This window comes from Terrabacter sp. P2_E3, from assembly GCF_056403915.1.
The window spans coordinates 14,730-33,128 of the sequence record NZ_JBFUEN010000003.1 but is presented as its reverse complement, the minus strand read 5'-3'; the positions used below and the strand labels follow the sequence as shown (position 1 = coordinate 33,128).

General features: G+C 67.6%; 14 protein-coding genes. 6 read left to right on the top strand and 8 right to left on the bottom strand.

Translation table 11 applies throughout. The annotated features are described in order from the left end of the window. Positions 1-4 precede the first annotated feature (4 nt). Together AC1DW8_RS03405 and AC1DW8_RS03400 are read left to right on the top strand one after the other, a co-directional pair. Entirely contained in the window at positions 5-703 is a 699-nt protein-coding gene (locus AC1DW8_RS03405) for a hypothetical protein (RefSeq protein ID WP_056773411.1), read from the top strand. A gap of 526 nt (positions 704-1,229) precedes the next feature. Then, a complete protein-coding gene (locus tag AC1DW8_RS03400; RefSeq protein WP_478091860.1) occupies positions 1,230-1,622 on the top strand; it encodes a nuclear transport factor 2 family protein in 393 nt (130 codons plus the stop codon). A 129-nt stretch (positions 1,623-1,751) separates the two neighbouring features. On the opposite strand, the gene AC1DW8_RS03395 is transcribed toward AC1DW8_RS03400, so the two are convergent. After that, entirely contained in the window at positions 1,752-2,339 is a 588-nt protein-coding gene (locus tag AC1DW8_RS03395) for a matrixin family metalloprotease (RefSeq protein ID WP_478091858.1), read from the bottom strand. 970 nt (positions 2,340-3,309) lie between these two features. Further along, positions 3,310-3,723, bottom strand: a complete 414-nt coding sequence (locus tag AC1DW8_RS03390) for a hypothetical protein (protein WP_478091855.1) — start codon at positions 3,721-3,723, stop codon at positions 3,310-3,312. Positions 3,724-4,143: 420 nt separating this feature from the next. Between AC1DW8_RS03390 and AC1DW8_RS03385 the strand changes: the two genes are divergently transcribed. From AC1DW8_RS03385 to AC1DW8_RS03375, 3 genes are all read left to right on the top strand, one after another. Then, the gene (locus AC1DW8_RS03385; protein WP_478091853.1) at positions 4,144-7,020 is read left to right on the top strand and encodes an ATP-binding protein; all 2,877 of its coding nucleotides are present in this window, start codon (positions 4,144-4,146) and stop codon (positions 7,018-7,020) included. Between the two features lie 519 nt (positions 7,021-7,539). Further along, entirely contained in the window at positions 7,540-9,264 is a 1,725-nt protein-coding gene (locus AC1DW8_RS03380; protein WP_478091851.1) for a ribonuclease J, read from the top strand. A gap of 726 nt (positions 9,265-9,990) precedes the next feature. After that, positions 9,991-10,317: a hypothetical protein gene (locus tag AC1DW8_RS03375; protein WP_056773404.1), complete on the top strand. Its 327-nt coding sequence runs from the start codon at positions 9,991-9,993 to the stop codon at positions 10,315-10,317. A 274-nt stretch (positions 10,318-10,591) separates the two neighbouring features. Here the strand turns inward: AC1DW8_RS03375 and AC1DW8_RS03370 are convergent, their stop codons facing one another. Then, positions 10,592-12,574: a potassium transporter Kup gene (locus AC1DW8_RS03370; protein WP_478091847.1), complete on the bottom strand. Its 1,983-nt coding sequence runs from the start codon at positions 12,572-12,574 to the stop codon at positions 10,592-10,594. 221 nt (positions 12,575-12,795) lie between these two features. Between AC1DW8_RS03370 and AC1DW8_RS03365 the strand changes: the two genes are divergently transcribed. Beyond that, a complete protein-coding gene (locus tag AC1DW8_RS03365) occupies positions 12,796-12,999 on the top strand; it encodes a hypothetical protein (protein ID WP_478091845.1) in 204 nt (67 codons plus the stop codon). 158 nt (positions 13,000-13,157) lie between these two features. Here AC1DW8_RS03365 and AC1DW8_RS03360 read toward each other — a convergent pair whose 3' ends face one another. The 5 genes from AC1DW8_RS03360 to AC1DW8_RS03340 all read right to left on the bottom strand — a co-directional run bounded on the left by AC1DW8_RS03360 (position 13,158) and on the right by AC1DW8_RS03340 (position 18,369). Then, complete coding sequence (locus AC1DW8_RS03360; RefSeq protein WP_478091842.1) at positions 13,158-13,571, bottom strand: VOC family protein; 414 nt, start codon at positions 13,569-13,571, stop codon at positions 13,158-13,160. A gap of 335 nt (positions 13,572-13,906) precedes the next feature. Further along, complete coding sequence (locus tag AC1DW8_RS03355) at positions 13,907-15,487, bottom strand: CYTH and CHAD domain-containing protein (RefSeq protein WP_478091840.1); 1,581 nt, start codon at positions 15,485-15,487, stop codon at positions 13,907-13,909. Positions 15,488-15,687: 200 nt separating this feature from the next. After that, positions 15,688-16,410: a DUF72 domain-containing protein gene (locus AC1DW8_RS03350; RefSeq protein WP_478091838.1), complete on the bottom strand. Its 723-nt coding sequence runs from the start codon at positions 16,408-16,410 to the stop codon at positions 15,688-15,690. Between the two features lie 4 nt (positions 16,411-16,414). Beyond that, positions 16,415-17,473, bottom strand: a complete 1,059-nt coding sequence (locus tag AC1DW8_RS03345; protein ID WP_478091834.1) for a zinc-dependent alcohol dehydrogenase family protein — start codon at positions 17,471-17,473, stop codon at positions 16,415-16,417. Beyond that, on the bottom strand, positions 17,470-18,369 hold the full coding sequence (locus AC1DW8_RS03340; RefSeq protein ID WP_478091832.1) for an NAD-dependent epimerase/dehydratase family protein: 900 nt from the start codon (positions 18,367-18,369) through the stop codon (positions 17,470-17,472). The genes AC1DW8_RS03345 and AC1DW8_RS03340 overlap by 4 nt, the downstream gene beginning before the upstream one ends. Positions 18,370-18,399: the final 30 nt, after the last annotated feature.

Here is an 18,399-nt window from a genome sequence, read left to right as displayed (position 1 = left end):
CGCCATGGCAGCACTGGTGTCGTTCTACGGCGAGAAGCCCATCGACATGCCGGACAGTTCGGAGCGTCTCTACATCGAGCAGCAGCCTCTCAGCGAGGCGTCCGAGTTCGAGGTGGGCTACCCGGAGCCTGACGTCGTCTACGTCCGCCATCCCGTAAGCAGGAAGCGACTCATCCCTTTGGCGAGCTACCACTCGCAGATCCTCGTCGAAAAGACAAACGACGCGATCGCCATGCTCACTGCGCTCGGAGCGAGCAGGATCGATCTGTCCTACTCGGGCAAGATCTCTGACCAGGCGAAGGCCGACGTCGAGATCCTCTTCGGAGTGTTGAGCTTCGGTGGCAACAAGAGCGACTCGGAACACCTACGGGGCATCTACCAGGCCAGCGGTGACGGATCGCATCCCCGAGCCCTCCCGCCACTTCTATGGATCGACCAGCCGGGTTGGCGAGGGATCATCGACGGCAGACTCCACGGCGGCATGCGTGAGTTCGCGCTGACCTTCACCTACGAGCACGACAGTGGAGTCGACGCCGACCTGGTCTCGAACGCCCGACAAGCGGGCCTGCGCATCGGCGGGGAGTTCAGGAAGGCGCACCGCGTCTCGTTCAACCTGCGGGGAGAGTTTCCGCCCCTCGGCGACGCAGCGCCTGAGTCGTTAGCCGGTGGCCAGGACAACGACGCATTCATGGCCAATTCTTGATCCCTGAGGCTCTGCTGCCTCGACTCTGCCATTGACCGTCGCGCGACGTCCGCTCCGCCCTCGCGTCTCCGTCCTGTCCACCGCTGCATGTCCCGACCCGCGTCTATCCGCCGCGGGCGGGGCGTGACCGGATCCGGTCGCGAGCGCCCCCTCGACGAGGTCGCTGTGCGCGTGGCCGGGGCCTCGCAGTCTCGCGAATGGGCCGATGAGAGCCGAGGGCCACCAATCACCGCTGCTTGTTGCACGCACTCCCGTCGGCATCCCCGGCACGCTCGCCCCGTGCGCGGCGGGCCTCCGCGTTCCACCCCTGTACCGGGGTCGTGCTCGGACTGGCCTCGACGGCCGCCTTCCCCGGACGCAGCCGCGATCGGCGGCCCGGAAGACTCACGGCCGCTCAGGAAGGTTGTGCTTGCCACTTGGGTGCAGCAGCGGCTCGGTTGTTCGCGGGACACGGTTAGAACGCCGGGGATAACGTTGTTTGGTTCACGAAACGGTCGTTGCAGTCGGGCACGGAAGGAGATCGGAAATGGGCAAAACGGACGATGTCGAGGTCATCCGACGTGGATACGCGGCCTTCAGCGCCGGTGACATGGCCACGCTCACTGAGCTCTTCACTGACGATGCTGTCTGGCACGTGCCCGGCAGTGGGTCCCTGTCGGGAACGAAAGAAGGTCGGGACGAGATCCTGTCCCTATTCGGCGAGCTGATGACGCGGTCGGGTGGAACCTTGGTCGTCACCCTCGACGATGTCATCGCTGGCGACAACCACACCGTGGCGTTGAACAGGAACCAGGCCACCCGCGACGCGCACACGCTGGAGCAGAACGCGGTCATCGTCTTCCAGCTCCGCGATGGGCGGGTTGCTGACGCCCGTCAGTTCTTCGAAGACACGGCCAAGAACGACGAGTTCTGGAAGTAGTCGGAGCGCTTGCTTGTCGGCGTCCCGAGCCGGTCTGCGGCACGTCCTCAACTTCCGCGACCGGCCCCTTCCCCTCAGTGGACACACTCCCTCCAGGACCACAATCGGCTTACGTCTTCGCTGCTGCGCCTAGCTCGTGAAGCACGAACCCCGGCCGAGCTGCCTGAGGCCTTCTCGGTCACCAGGACCGAGGTCGCTTTGGCCAATGTTGTCCTCGTACATGAGTTGGTCTCGCGCGGGCACGTGACTCAGGCCGGCCAGGTGGCCGAACTCGTGCATGACGATCGCGCGGGCGGCAGTCCAACCGTCAGGTCGCTTCAGAACTTCACGGAACTGGGGTCCGTCGAGATTGACGGTGCCACTGACCCAGTGCTGCTGCGAAGGTGTGTAGTACGGCGCCCCGGCGGGTCCGGCAAGCCCGGCCACACGGCCTTGCAACCCGGGAACCACTGAGGGATCGGTCCACGCCACGAGGACGGGCGACCACCGGTCCCCGTAGCGCGACTTCTCAACCGGCGCCCGTCGGGCGGTCGGCGTCTCCGTCGTCGCACCCTCGATCACGAACTGCAGTCCCGTCGCCGCGCTAGCGGAGCCGGCCGCTTCGCGAATCAGCTCGTCGGCCCCAGGAGGCGCCGCGGCATGGTTGAAAACCAGATGGATTGGACGGCACGGGTCCCACGAGACAGGCCGGCCCCCGAGCTCGGGGATGGTCTTCATGAAGACGTAGTCGGCGGACGACGACAGGCGCGGACCAGGCGTACTGAGCGGCTGAGTCCGTGCGTCCGCCGGCGCCGGGGGCCACAGGTCCCGGGTATCCGAAGGACTCCGACCGGTCAGGGACGCGCCGTTGACCCAGCTGGGCACGTCGCCTTTGGGGTTGGGCACCCCACCCGCAACTGCCCTGCTTCCCAGCTTCCCGACAAGGGCCGGGTGAAAATACAGGGCGGCCGCTACAACGAGCAGAGCGATCACCAGGGGTACGGCGGTAGAGCCGCGGAGTCGACTTTTGGACGCACGACGGCGTCTTCCGCGACGGGTCGGTGGGTGCGGGACAGCCGGCGCGGGCCACGGTGTCTCGATGCGTCGTGTGCGAGGTCGCTGGCGTCCCGCTTGTAGGTCGGCGAGGCACCACAGACACAGCAGCTCAGATCGACCTCCGAGCTGCCCGGCGCGTTCGCCGGGGCGCAGATCTTCCCCACACGCGCACCGAACCGCGCGACCTACGTAGACCATCTCCACGCGTTCCTGCATGACGCCCCCCGAAACCCGCCACTGATTGCCCGAGTGATGAGTATCAGCGGCCTCGGCAACGACCGCTGCGAAACGGTCATAAGTGACGAATACCAAATGAGCGCGCGTCCTACTCACCGACCGAGCAACAAGCACTCGTCCGTAGCCGCGCACCTCATAGACCCGACCCACTCCGCCGCCCAGCGATTGCCAGCGGGCACCAGATCCCGTGCCCTAGAAGGCAGAGACACGAGCTTCGTCTGTCACGCCCATACCGTCGCATTAGCGCGCGAGGACCGTTCTGTCCTGGCTCCCTATCATTGAGCCGACGCACGTGTTTGTCTCAGTCCGTCGGCCTATCGAGGAGCTCATCGCGACGAGCTGTGGTCGGCCTACATGCCGGACCTGGCGCCGCACGTAGTGCGTGTGCCGCCAGCGCCGGCACGAGTCGGCGCTTTCAAGCGGTGCGCCGGCGGCTTACCGATGCCATCAAGAGACCACCCGCGACGACGACCGCCGCGGCCATGCCGATCCCGATCGCTGGGACGTTCGTCGGTTGGCCAGAGTTGACAACGAACTTCGGCACGTCGGCCGGAGCCGGGATCTTCAGTTCGGCCGAGTTGCTCGAGGCGGCACCGGCGCCACGGACAGTGGAGGACTCGGTGCAGGACCCGAGCGTGCCCGCGCCCAGGTAGTTCTCGCACCGGGCGGACCCGGGCGATGGCGGGGGGTCGTGCGGCTGCGACGAGAAGGCCGGGCCGATGAGGGTAAGAGACAGTGCTGCTGACGCACCGAACGTGGCGGCGACGCGGCGAGCCGGACGGTTGCGGAGGCAGGACCGACTGGCGATAGCGGTGGTGTGAAGGTTCATGACATCTCCTGGACTTGTGCTGCCGACGATGTGCCGACGACCTCCACGATCCGGCCGTGCAATCGCCTCCACATCGGGCGTGCTACCAGTCCTCGAGTCCGCGACTACCTAGCCTCAATGCCCACCTGCCCACCCAACGTTGGGGCAACACCCCGACATGTGGTGATGTCACGCGCTGCCCGCTCAGGGTCGACGCCAGCGGCTACCGGATGGAATGCCACGTACGGGATGGCTCTTCCGCGGCCGCAGAGCGACAGACCCAGGACCTGAGCGAGGGCGGACACCTGACTCCTAAGTGAGATCACGTGATCCTGATGTGCAGCATGGATTGCTGGACTCAGTGCTTTATCGGGGGCCGGGCGCCGTCGTGCGCCCTACGCTGGAGACCACGCAGCAGCGCGGTCGCCCGGAGGGATGCGAATGATCGCAACTGGGACCGAGTCGCCGGTCGGACGTGAGTCGGAACTCGCCGCGGCCGAGGCGCTCCTCCATCACCTCGCGGTCAGCGCCCTTTCGGCGGGGCTGCCGCAGGCACGCGCCCTGCTCATCGTCGGGGACGCGGGTGTCGGCAAGACGACGATGGTGCGGGCCATCTTGGCCGCGGCGGCGGGTCTGGGTCTGTCGACCGGCGAGGGGCACTGCCTTGATCTGGGGAGCGGTGCGCCCTTCGCCCCGGTGGCTGAGGCGCTTCGCCAAGTGGTCGCCGCGCGGGCCACGGAGACCGGCTCGGCTCCGAAGGCAGCAAGATGGATTCCCGACGATGTCGTGATTCGCGGACAGACGCTCGAACGTCTCCTGGGTAGCACCTCGGCGCTCGCCGCAGATCGGGGGCTGGTCATGGCCATCGAGGACCTGCACTGGTCCGACCCCTCAACCCGCGACTACGCACTGGCGCTGGTCCGCACCAGCCGGTCAGCCGTGCTCCTCGTGGTCACCGCGCGAGCCGACGACCTTGTCGAGGATCACCCCGGCCGGTCAGCGCTTTATGAGCTTGGGCGCTCGCCTGGTGCGGTACGCCTCGACCTGGCCCCTCTCGATGAGTCCGGGGTGGCCCTGTTGGCCGAGCGGCGACTCGGTCGGCCTCTCGGCCAGGTCGGGTTGGCGGACCTCTTCAAGCGGTCGGGGGGTGTTCCCCTTTATGCGGAAGAGATCATGAAGGCGGTCCGCGAGGCGGTTCCGGCTTCGCTGCACGACCTGCTGGTTCGGCACGTCATGAGGCTCTCGCCTTCGTGTGCGGCGCTGGTGCGTCTGGCGTCCGTGGGCCCGGCCGTGATCGACATCGATCTGCTGAACGACGGGTCGGGCCTGGACTCGGCGGTCTTCGAGGCGCTCGTCCACGAAGCCCTCGCGGCTGGGGTGTTCACGCGGCACGGTGAGCGGTTCGAGTTCCGGCACGCGCTGCTGCGCGATGCGGTGGAGGAAGACCTGCTGCCCAGCGAACGCGTCGCGCTGCACCGTGCCTACGTCGGCATCCTGCGGGAACGTGCCGAGGCGGGCTCGGCGGCCGCGCGGTGGCAGGCAAACGCGGCTCTGGCCGTGCACGCGACTGCCGCCGACGAGGAAGCGACCGCCTTGGTGGCACACGTGAGGGCGGGCCATGCCGCCCAGCAGCACGGGGCCCCGGAGGCGGCAGACCACTTCGAGTCGGCGCTTGAGCTGTGGTCTCGAGTGCCGAACGCCGACGCGCTCGTAGGTTTCTCCGATGCGGAGGCAGCCGCGTGGGCAGCGGAGTCGCTCTTCGACTCCAATCAGTACGAGCGTGTCGAGCGGTTGCTGCGGCATGCTGTGATGTGTCTCGGTCAAGGGACCGACCCGATGGTGGAAGGCCGGGTCCTTCGTATTCTGGCGGCGCATGGGCCCGGCGTCGCCGGGCTGGTCGACCCGGTGACGGCGAGCGACCGGGCCATCGCCCTGCTATCGGCCCGACCAAGCCACGAGCTGGCCGAGGCGTGGCGGGCGAAGGCGTACAACCACAGGCGTCGCCACGAGTACGAGTTCGCCCTTGCCGCGGCAGCCACGGCGGCGGACGTAGCTCAGCGTGTGAAATCGCCGACGGCAGAGTACAAAGCTCGTCGGGAGGCGGCCGACGCTCTCCACCAGTTGGGAAGGCTCCCGGAAGCGCTGAACGCTCATCAGGCTGTGGTTTTGCTTGCCGGCCGGGCAGGCGCGCCCGGTGACGCCCTCGATGCAACAGCGGAGGTGGCGTGGGACCTGATGTGCAGTGGCCAGCTCGTGCGGGCCGCGATCGTGGCCAAGCAAGGCGAGGCAGGCGCCCAAGCAGAGGGTCTCACGCGGATCGCCACGTTTAACGGAGAGCAAGACCTGAAAGCGCTCATTTGGCGGGGACGCCTCGCCAAGGCAGAACGACGCCTCAGCGACCTCAGCCGAATGGGCTACCCCGAACACCGACGTCGCTGGGCACAGGTGGACCTGCTGATCGCCCAAGGAGACCTGCACTCGGCACTGGAGATCGAGCAGCGCACGATCGAAGCGGACTACGCACCGCAAACGTACGCCTGCTGGGACACCCTGCGACGAGTCGAGCTCTATGATCAGTTGGAAGACGTGGGGCGTGGGATCGAAAGCGCCCAGATCCTCCTGGCCCGGGCAGAGACGGAGTCTCCCGTCGAGGCTGCGATGCGAGCCCGGTGTGCCATACAGGCGCTTGGGACTGCGGCCCTGGTCGGGCACGCACCGCCTGAAGGGCTGCAGGAAGCCGCACAGGAGGCGGTTGCTGCGGCCCGGCGCGGGCTCACCGAAGACTGGGCCCGATCGCTTTACGGTGTGCACCTCGCCGTGGCTGAAGCATATGCGTGCCGTCTAGACGGGCGCCCAGCTGTCGATGCGTGGTCACGGGCAGTGGACCTCGCTTCCGTCTTCGGCGCCTTCTTCGCCCTTCGCCCGCAGCTCGAGCGGGCCCGCGAGGAGCTGGCCCACGGCGAACGTGACGCCGGTAAGGCGCACCTCATCGCGCTCTGGCGCTCGGCGAACTCGATGGGTGCCCGCTGGTTCGCTGCCACAGCCGCTGCGAAGGCGCGACGACATCGAGTGCCCCTTCCTGGCGCGGACGAAGCCCCCGGCCCGAGAGACCGTCTCACCCCGCGTGAACAGGACGTTCTGGGCCTGCTCACGAAGGGAGCGACGAACCGCGCCATAGCCCGAACCTTGTTCATCAGCGAGAAGACGGCGGCGCTGCACGTCAGCCACATCCTGGCCAAGCTCGGGGTGGCCAACCGCGGAGAAGCAGCGGCGATCGCCCGCTCCGCAAATCATCGTCTGCCTGCGGCAGAGGACTGAGAACCAAAGGTTCGGAGAGAATCAAGCAGCACTGTCACCGGTACTTCCGCAGGTTCGTAGACGAGTTCGGCGTCGACGCACTGGGTCCCTCGACAGCCAGCAGTGGTAGCGCGGGGCACTCGGTACTTGACCCAACTGCCCTCGTCCGTTTGCAGGACGATCTGCTGGTGCGCAACCGCCGAAGATCAATTTGAACGGCTTCGCCGCCTGCAGGACGCGTCGAGTTACCGGATGCGTCCATGGGGGGCGTTCGCACCGAGGTGTTTCAGGCACGGCCACCCGGCGACGCGGCTACTCTCCAGCCGACGACCCGGCGGGAGAAACAACGTCAAATGACCAACGCCGCGTACGCCCAGGCGGCGACGGTGGGGCAGGTGCTGAGAGACTCAGTCCCATGCTCAGCACGACAAGGATCACCATGGCAGCGCAGCGGAGTCCCAGAACCGACCGGACAAGCCCGAACCCGGCCCCGTCCAGTTCGGCTGACTCGCCGGTTTTCGACCGTTCGAGGCGTGGGCTATGAGCGCCGGCGGCGGTCGCAGACCTCAGACCCGCGGGCGGGGACGCGCCTCTCGGCGGTCCCAGGATCTTCCCGGGCTGCCGCGCGACGGCCTTCGGATCGTTCCCCTGGGGGGCTTGGGTGAGATCGGCCGTAACATGACGGTCTTCGAGCACGCCGGGCGGCTGCTCATCGTCGACTGCGGCGTCCTGTTCCCTGAGGAGCACCAGCCAGGTGTCGACGTGATCCTGCCGGACTTCTCCTGGCTCCGGGACCGTCTCGACAAGGTGGACGCGATCGTGCTCACGCACGGCCATGAGGACCACATCGGCGGCGTGCCCTACCTGCTGCGCGAGCGGGCGGACATTCCGGTCGTGGGCTCGCGTCTCACGCTCGCCTTCCTCGAGGCGAAGCTCAAGGAGCACGGCATCACCCCCGTCACCGTCAAGGTCAGCGAGGATGACCGGCGCACCTTCGGTCCCTTCGACTGCGAGTTCATCGCCGTCAACCATTCGATCCCCGACGGGCTGGCCGTCGCGATCCGCACCGCGGCGGGTCTCGTCCTGCACACGGGCGACTTCAAGATGGACCAGTTCCCGCTCGACGGTCGGGTCACCGACCTGCGTGCGTTCGCTCGCCTCGGTCAGGAAGGCGTCGACCTCTTTCTCGTCGACTCGACGAACGCGGAGGTCCCCGGCTTCACGGTGTCAGAGGGCGAGCTCTCCCCCGCGATCGAGACCGTGTTTCGGACGACGCCAGGTCGGGTCATCGTGTCGAGTTTCGCCAGCCACGTGCACCGCATCCAGCAGGTGCTCGATGCGGCCCGCGACCACGGACGGAAGGTGGCCTTTGTCGGCCGGTCGATGGTGCGCAACATGGGCATCGCCGCGGACCTCGGCTACCTGGACATCCCGCAGGGCTTGGTCGTCGACCTCAAGCAGCTCGAGCGCCGCCCGGCGAACCAAATCGCGCTGATCTGCACGGGATCGCAGGGTGAGCCGCTCGCCGCCCTGTCCCGGATGGCCAACCGCGACCACCCCATCCGCGTCACCGAGGGCGACACCGTGCTGCTCGCCAGCTCCCTCATCCCCGGCAACGAGAACGCCATCTACCGCGTCATCAACGAACTGATCCGCTGGGGCGCGAACGTCGTGCACAAGGGCAACGCCAAGGTGCACGTCTCCGGCCACGCCAGCGCCGGCGAGCTCGCCTACTGCTACAACATCGTCCAACCCTCCAGCGTGCTGCCCGTGCACGGTGAGTGGCGTCACCTGCGGGCCAACGCCGACATCGCCATCCGGACAGGCGTCGACCCCAAACGCGCCCTCATCGCCCACGACGGTGCCGTCATCGACCTCGTCGATGGCCAGGCGAGGATCACCGGCACCGTCGTTGCCGGGCTCGTCTACGTCGACGCCATGACCGTCGGTGGAGCAACCGAGGAGTCGCTCCACGTGCGCCGCACCTTGGCCGAGGAAGGAGTCATCACAGTCGTCTGCATCGTCGATCCCGACACCGGCAAACTCACCGAGGAGCCCGACTACCTCGCGCACGGATTCGAACACGCCCCAGGCGACTTCGCCAAGGCCACACCCGCCATCCAGAAGGCACTCACCACCGCCACCAAGGAAAACATCGAGGACATCGAGCAGATCGAGGAACTCGTCCGCCAGGCAATGTCCAACTGGGCCTACCGACAAACCCGCCGCAGCCCCCTGATCATCCCAGTCATCGTCGACGCCTGAGCCTCGGCCGGCCCGCCGCGAGCAACACCCTCCCGAGGGTTGGATGACGATCTTGGCTGCGGACCCGCCCTCACGAGACCTAGCATGTCCGACGTCACCCACTGCCCCAACCAGCCATCCGCGCTAGAGACGCTGCACTGGTCACCCGATCCTGAACCCAGGGGCCACCGGACAGACACAGTGGGCGGTGCGCCGGAGGCCGGCGTCATACCGACGCGATCGTCCACACGTCGGGCTCCATAGGCACCGAGGACCGTATCGATCCTGGGCTGACGCCGTGAGCGAGTTCGTGCGGCGGCTTAGTAGCCGCTCTCCCCACCACCACCGCCACCGGCACCGCCGTAGACGATCACGAGAACGACCAGCACGACAGCGACTGCCACAAGTCCTGCGATCATCCATCGCTTGGTCAGCACCCGGACCACCCCTCCCCATCGGGCGCCAACCTTTTCGGGGTCGGCCCCACACATCACGACGCGCAGCGCCAAGCCATGGTTCAACCGGGGGACGCGACATCGCCCGCTCGACCCGGGGGCGGGTCCCGTCTAGAAGGTCCGTGAATGCCGAGGCGGCTGCGTCCCATCGCCGCGTGCCGGGCCGCACCTCATTCTGCAGGTCGAACAAGACGCGACGGACTTCCCAGACGGACATGTAGCGGACTCTCAGCATCTAGCCCTAATCTCTGCTCGCTGCGGCCGCGCAGCCCTTGCGAAGTGGAGGCATTCGGTGACGGTCATCAAGTCCCTCTGGGCCAGCGTTCAGGGCGACCCGGTCTTCATGCGCCGGGTCAACGGCTGGTTCACCATCTTCTGGCTCGTGATGATCCCGGTGTCGCTGGTGACGCACTGGGTCAACTCCGTGGTGTACGTGTCAGCGCTGTCGTTGTGGGCTCTCGTCTCGGGCCACTGGTCCGCGTGGCAGGCCGCTCGTGTCGAGGTGAAGCAGCACGAGGAAGCCCAAGCGGCCCGCCACGAGAACCTGGCTGAGGAAGTCGTCGAACAGCTCGTAGAAAAGACAGACGTACAACCCCAGCCCACGACTCAGACTGTCTGAGAGGCGCCGCTGCTGGCGCGGTCGCCCCTCACCGGGTAAACCGCGACCTTCGCGAGGGGGCGGTCGCTAGGACTACCCGTCTGCGTCAGTTCGCCGCTAGCGGGGCACACACTGATACGCGTGTTCGGCCTGCTGGCTGGTGTGTCGGCACGTTGGAAAGGTGCTGCAGCCCCAGAAGGCGCGATACGGCCCCTGCCGCGGGACCAGAACCCCGGCGCGGATGCGGGGACAACGCGGGGTCATCCACCTCGCCGTGTCCCGAACCACCTTCTGGTTAGAGCTCGATGTGGGCGCCCATGACGATGGTGCGCTCGGGTGGCAGGTGGAAGACCTCCGTCCGGTTCGCGGCGTTGTGGTACATCCAGGCGTAGAGGCGCTTGCGCCACGTCCGTAGCCCACGGTGGCCCGTCGCCTGGACGGTCAGCACCGAGAGGAAGTAGTGGGCCTGATCGAGGTCGACGTCGAGCGCACGCGATGTTCCGACGGCCAGTGCCAGTCCCTTGGGGATGTCTTGGCTGTCGGTGAAGCCCACGTGAACCTTGACGTGCACGAACCCGTCGGTGGCGTCGCCCAGGTCGTCGACCTCGACGCGGTCTACGTGGCGGATGTGGGGCACGTTCTCGTTGACGATCTGTACGAGGATGACCTGTTCGTGGACGACGTGGTTGAAGTCGGCGTTGGCCCGCAGAGCGAGCGGCGTCGTCGTCGCATTGGGGTGCGGGAAGACGGCCACCCCGGGAACGCGCCGGACGAGCTCGGGGTGGTCGCGAACTACCTTGAGGAAGAGCTGGAGCGGGCCCTCGAGGTCTCGTTCCTCGGCATGCAGCGCATCGGTCCCGCGCCTGAACGTCGTCATGATCGCGACCACCAGGGCCGCGATGACGAGCGGTAGCCAGCCGCCGTTGACGATCTTCGTGAGGTTGGCGCCGAGGAAGGTCAGCTCGACGGCGACGACGAGCACGATGTACACGACGAGTTTCCACGTCTGGACCTGCCACACGTACCTCGCGAGCAGCAGGAAGAGTGCGCTCGTCAGGAGCAGGGTGCCCGTGACCGCGAGCCCGTAGGCCGCCGCGAGCCGGCTCGAGCTCCGGAACGCCGCGGTCAGCACGAGCACGCCGACGAAGAGGATCCAATTGATGACGGGCACGTAGATCTGGCCGCCCTCCTCACGGGAGGTGTGCCGCACGGCGAGCCGGGGCAGCATCCCCAGTCGCACGGCCTGCCGGGACACCGAGAAGGCGCCCGAGATGACTGCCTGCGAGGCGATGACGGTGGCCACCGTGGCGAGCAGCACGAGGGGCAGGGCGGCCCACGACGGGGCCAACAGGAAGAAGGGGTTCGACACGACGGACGGGTCGGCGAGGATCATCGCACCCTGCCCCAGGTAGTTGACGGCGAGCGCGGGGAAGACGACGACGTACCAGGAGAGGCGGATCGAGCGGGCGCCGAAGTGACCCATGTCGGCATAGAGCGCCTCGGCGCCGGTGATGGTCAGCACCACCCCGCCCATCGCGACGAACGCGATGAACGGGTGCTGAGCGACGAACATGAACGCGTACGTCGGCGAGATGGCCTGGAGGATCAGGGGGTTCGCGACGATGTGAGGCAGGCCGAGCATGGCAAGCACCGTGAACCAGAGGACCATCACCGGACCGAAGGCCTTGCCCACGACGCCCGTGCCCCAACGCTGGATGACGAACAGCCCGGAGAGCACGACGAGGGCAATCGGCAGCACGAGGTCTACCAGGGTGGGGTTGGCGACCTCGAGTCCCTCGATCGCCGACAGGACCGAGATGGCGGGCGTGATCACCGCGTCCCCGTAGAACAGGGCGGCGCCGAGCAGGCCCATCGCCATGACCGCTGCGAGCCGACGAGTGCCTTGCAGGTGGCGGCGCAGGAGCGCGACGAGCGCGAGGATGCCGCCCTCCCCGTCGTTGTCGGCCCGCATGGCGAGTGACACGTACTTCATCGACACGACGAGGGTGATCGACCACAGGACCATGGAGATCACGCCGAGAACATCACCCCGGGTGGCCCGCACCGTGTTGTGCTCGATGCTGAAGACTGTCTGCATCGCATAGAGCGGGCTCGTGCCGATGTCACCGAAGACGATGCCCAGGGCGCCAAGCGCCAGCGGAAACGTCCTGCCGCTGCTGTGATGGTGGCCGTGGATGCCGCTGGGGCGCGCCGCATCCGGTCCCGCGGATTCTGGTTGCCGCGCGGCCGGCGGTGTCGCTTCGCCCGCGGACGTCACACCGTCATCGTGGCACGGGTGCCGACGGCCCGTCCGACGAGTCCGGCAGATCCGCTAGATCACGGACCTCACCAGATGTCTGCACTCGTCGGCACGGGCACGGAGCAGCGTGCGTCTTTTCGCCGCCTGTCAGGCGCATCTCCCATGGCACGAGTCCGGGATTAGCCCTGTATGTCGCGCAGCGCACAGACATCCCCGAGCCCCCGGCGCACTCTCAACTCATGAACACGAAGAAGAGCTTGAGATGCACTATCGGCCGCCACCGCTGGCAGCCCACCACCGTCGCGGGCATGCGCGAACGGGTCTGCGTTCTCTGCGGTCGCAACCACTTCGACGCCTCGGTACATCCAGACCGAAGCTCGGGCGAGAACACATCCTTCCACTTCATTCCCTGGGGCGCCGGAGGAGGCGGGGGCATCTTCTGAATCGCCACCGACAACAGGGGCGACCTCAGTACAGATGACCTTCGCGAGGCATTGTTCGCCGCCGAGCACCGAGTGCACTCGACGCAAAGCGGCTGCACCATCTGCGTCACTCCGCCGCGAGGCGACCTCCCGTGAGCGGCAGCTCCGCTCAGCTTCGATCACTCGTGTTTCTGGGCGACGAAGGCCGCGATTACCTCTTGCGAGGGGTGACCCCATCCGATGCAGAACGGGTGACCCGCGGGGTCGGCGTAGACCTGGTGTCCCTCTTCGCTCGTGAGGTCAGGAGCCTTCATGAGCAGGCTTGCTCCGAGCGCCATGGCTCGCTCATGAGCCTGAATTGGCTCCTCCACGTGCAGGTCGAGGTGCATCTGCTGGGGGGATCCGTCGGGCCATTGCGGTGGGACGTGGTTCGGGGCGTGCTGAATGCCGATTCGCCAGTTGCCGGCCTCGTCGATGACGCAGTGGAACTGCTTGTCTCCGAAGACGTGCCCGCCCACGAGGCCAGCCCAGAATGCGCTTTCGGCGTCAATGTCGGCCGCATCAAAGACCGTGACCTGCCTGATGATCTTCATCCTTCTGGTCCTCTCATGAGCTTTGCCTTCAAGGTACCCAGCAAAGAGGACGGTCTACTTCCGGAACGGTCGAAGCTGAATGGTCGCACCGTCGGGTTACTACACGCGCCGCGTGGCCCCCTGAGCCGATCCGTCACCCCGGGAGCCGTCGTGACGTAGACGTCTCCCCCAGATCCCTGACGCCGACACTCGGGTGGTCAACGAGACGAGCACGAGCATCGCCGGCGTCCCGCGGGATACAGATCACCGAGCATCTGGGCCAGGAGAGGCACGCCAGTCCGGCCGCTGGAGGCGGGCAGCACTCCCCAGCCTGGAACTCGAACCGGCCGATGTCCTTAGCCCACCCAGCGGGGTATCTGCCTCTTGTGGAACGTCGACCAGGCGGTGGCGAAGTCAGCGGTGGCTCGGTCGGCGCGGGCCTGCTCCAGGGCATGCAGGCGGCCGAAGGTGAAGGCGTTGTCGCCGTCGAGGTGGGCCTGCATCCCGTACTCACGTAGCCGTTGACGGGCGACGACCGAGTCCTGACGGACCCCGAGGGCCTCCTGGACCTTCTTGGCGGAGGCTGCCAGGGAGCGGGCTCGCTTGCCGACGACAGGTGTGGCGGCCTCAGCGGCGTAGCGCAGCCGCTTGGCCTTCTTCCGCGCCTCGTGAAAGGCGACGTCGCGGGCCTCGGGATCCGGCGCAGACGTGATCGCACGAACCTCCCGATCCAGCCGTTTGACGTCGCGGCGCAGCAGCCGGCGTACGCCCTCCTCCGCGGCCGCGTCGGCGTCCGGGCTCAGCGGCGCAGCCCCGACCAGGTCGTCGAGGGCGTCGAGCATCCGAAGGTACCGTTCGCTCTCGAGGGCCTCTAGGGCACGTTCGCGTCCGGCCTTGTATGCCGCGCTCAACTCGTCGTCGATCCGCGCGGCGACGGAGCCGACGACCAGCTCTGGGGGCTCCTGTCCGAGCACCCCCGTCAGGTGCTCACGCAGGACCTGCGCGTCGCGGGCTTGCCCGAGGGACTCACCGAGCCAGCGCAGCTCCGCTCGGACCGGATCGGTCGCGGCACGCTCGAGCATCGGGGCGAAGCTGGTCAGCGCGGACCGGAGCCGGCGCGCGGCAATCCGCATGCGATGGATCGACCCGGCCTGCCCGGCCCGCACGCCAGCGTCCCGCAGTTGCAGCTTGGCCGTCTGTTCCGTCAGAAGCGCGACGAAAAGCTGCCCTACCGTGCCTCCGGCCAGGTCGTCCTTCGAGGGCGGAGCCGGGAGAGCCGATGCGAGCTCACCGACGGTGCGGGCGAACTTCGAGGACACCCGCGCCGGTGAGGCTCCCGCAGCCACGAGGTGCGCCTCCACGGCGTCCAGCAATGTCGGGGACGCACCGTCGAGCTCGACCTCCCATTCCCGCCACGACTGCTCCGGGCTCCGGTCGTCCAATCTCTGCGCCCGCACATGGTCGTCGCAGACCCGGGCAAGGACGGCGCCGTCAGAGCCACACAACACATACTCACGACGGTTCGTGCTCACCGATGCGACGGCACCAAGCAGACGGTCCCGCACGATGGCCCGCACGTGCGTGAGCAACGAGGCGGGCACCGTCTCCTCTCCCTGCCCGAGTGGAACCTGCAGCTCGGTGCGGGTGTCCCCGCTGACGGGCAGCTTGAGGTGCCAGCCGGCGTCGGCGCCGCCGCTGCGTCGTCGTCGCAGGGTCACTCCTCGACGGGCCAGATCCAGACCCGCCGTGTCGAAGTACACCGCGTCCAACCGGAACTCCTCCGGCGGACGGACCGAGCCCACGCCCTCGGCATCGGCCAGGTTCGGCAACACCATCGTCGGGTCGACGTCATATTTGCGCTCAACCTCGTCATGCCGAGTAGGGCTCATGTCCATCATCTTCGCGCAGCCAGCGGCGGCCGGGAGCCGGGATGCCACGGTTGACCTCTCACGGTGGGTGCCGGGCTCGGCCAACCCTCCGTGCGCACTGCACTCGACTGGGCAGATCCCAGCGTCGAGCCGCCCCCCGACGGCTATTTCGGGTGGCATCCGCAAGCGTCCGGTAACCGGGCACTTCGACCGCACAAAGCGTTGCGTCCTTCGCCGCGAATCGGCGTCAGCATCTCTAGATCGCGCTTTCACGCACCTTCGCCAGAGAGCAGGTCGAGGAAACGTTCTGCGTCGCCGGTGCGGGGCAGGTTGTTGAACATGACGTATGGCCGTGGGCGGCCGTCGACCAGGTCTAGCAAGCGACACAGCTCGTCATCCGTGTGTACGTGCCGCGATCCCGTCGTGCCGTGCAGGCGGTAGTAGGTCTGCTCCGGTGTCACCGTCTCGGTCTGCATCGGGTCGACTACATGCACCAAGTCCAGCTCGGCACACAGCTCCCTGAGCAGCGACGTGGGCCACTCGCCGCGGGGCTCCCACAGCAGCCGACCGGCCGGCCGCTCCACCTTCGAGAGGAAGCCACGCAGGCGCTGGACGTTCTCCGCCGTCGGGCGGAAGCTCTTCGGGCACTGGAGCAAGACAGCGGTGGCCCGCAGCAGGCGGGCGCACTCGAGAGTCCGCTCCCAACCCGCAAGGACCTCAGGCGTGGTCCGGAACCCTCCCACCTGGCCGTGGGAGCTGTCCGGCAGAGGCTGTTTCAATCGGCGGTAGGTCGGGCTGTTGGACTCGTGGGTGACGATCTGCCACGCCTTCATCGTGAACTCGAAGTCGTCCGGTACTTGGGTCCGCCAGCGCGTGAGCACGGCGTCCGCCGGCGGGTCGTAGAACGTGTTCTGCACCTCGACGACGGGGAAGCGCCGCACGTACGACGCCTGCGAGACCGTCCAACCGCACAGGCCGACCCGGACGTCCACGCGCCTACGTCTTCCCGGGCGAGGACGACTCAAGGCTCACGACTGTCATCCCCACCCTCGAGGGGCGGTCCATGGCGGCGAGAGCTGTGCCGGCTTCCTCGAGTCCGATGACGTGGCCCACGAGGTCGGCGGGGCGCAGCGTGCCGGCCTCGATCAGGGCGAGCATCGCGGGGTAGTCGCGGGCAGGCATGCCATGGGAGCCGTAGATCTCCAGCTCCTGGGGGATGACGAGGTCCATCGGGAGCGGCGGGGTCGAGTTCGGGCCGAGCAGCAGTCCGGCCTGCACGTGTCGTCCACGCCGACGCAGGCTACGCACCGAGGCGACCGCCAGTTCGGGCGAGCCAAAGGCGTCGATGGAGACATGCGCGCCGCCTCCCGTTACCGCCCGGATCGCCGAAGCCCCGTCCTCAACAGCCTCGCCGTCGACAACCGCAGCAGCGCCCAACGACGAGGCGCGTTCCAGCGCAGCAGGATTCACGTCGACAGCGACGACCTGGGCACCAAGAGCCACCGCGATCATCACCGCCGACAGACCGACTCCGCCACACCCGTGCACCGCCAGCCACTGACCAGACTCAAGACGACCGTGCGTCGTCAGAGCCCGGAACGCCGTCGCGAAACGACACCCCAGCGACGCGGCCGTCACGAAGTCGACCGAGTCCGGCAACCGCACGAGGTTGGTGTCGGCCCCATGGATCGCCACGAGCTCAGCAAAGGACCCAGGCCCCGTGAAACCCGGCTGCGTCTGGTCCGGACACACATGCGCCTCACCAGCGAGGCACCACGAGCACACACCACACCCACACACGAAGGGCACCGTCACCCGGTCGCCGACCACCCAGTCGCGCACACCAACCCCGACCGACGCCACGACACCGGCCAGCTCGTGGCCGGGGATGTGCGGCAACGACACGGGGTCGTGCCCCATCCACGCGTGCCAGTCCGAACGGCATACGCCCGTTGCCTTGACCGCGATGACGACCCCGCCATCCGGGCACTTGGGCGGCGGCACGTCCCGCAGCTCCGGCATACGCCCGCAGTCGTCGTAGACGACGGCCTTCACGACGCGTGCGGGTCCGTCAGGACGTCGCGCCACGAGTGCTGCGGCGAGTAGCCGAGCAGGTCGCGCGCCTTGTCGATGGAGTAGAAGGTCTCGTTGCGCCCCATCGGCCGCCGCAGCTCCACTCCGTCGTAGAAGCGCTCGCGCACCTCGTCGGTCGTCGCGGCGACGGACATGTCGGCGTTGGCGACGTTGAAGACCTCATAGCCCAGCCCATCGACCTCGAGGCATCGCTGCACCATCTGGCCGAGGTCGCGGGTGTCGATGTAGGCGAAGATGTTGCGCCGCCGCAGCGCCGGGTCCTCGAGGAACGGCGGGAACATCTCGGCGTACTCGTGCGGCTCGATGACGTTGTTGATGCGCAGGCCGTAGATGTCGAAGCCGGTGCGGGCCTGGAAGGAGCGCGCCGTCACCTCGTTGGCGACCTTCGACATCGCGTAGGAGTCCTCCGGCACCGTCGGGTGCTCCTCGTCGACCGGCACGTAGAGCGGCCGCCGCTCGCCCTGCGCGAAGCAGACGCCGTACGTCGTCTCCGACGACGCGAAGATCACCTTGCGCACGCCGAGCCGCGTCGCGGCCTCGAGCACGTTGTACGTGCTGAGCACGTTCGTCGCGTACGTCTTCGCCTCCGACGTGAGCAGGATCGCCGGCACTGCGGCGAAGTGCACGACGGCGTCGTAGGCCGGCTTGGCCGGCAGGTCCAGCTCGTCGAAGCGCGCCAGTCCCGCGAGCGCCGAGTAGACCTCGCCGGCGTCGGTCAGGTCGACGCGGAGGTCATCGACGGCCGTATGCCGCAGCGGCACGAGGTCGGCGTTCGTGACCTGGTGCCCCTGCTCGGCGAGGAACGTCGAGACGTGCTTGCCGGCCTTGCCGCTGCCGCCGGTGAAGAAGATGCGCATGCCCCGATCCAATCACCGATGCCGGAACAC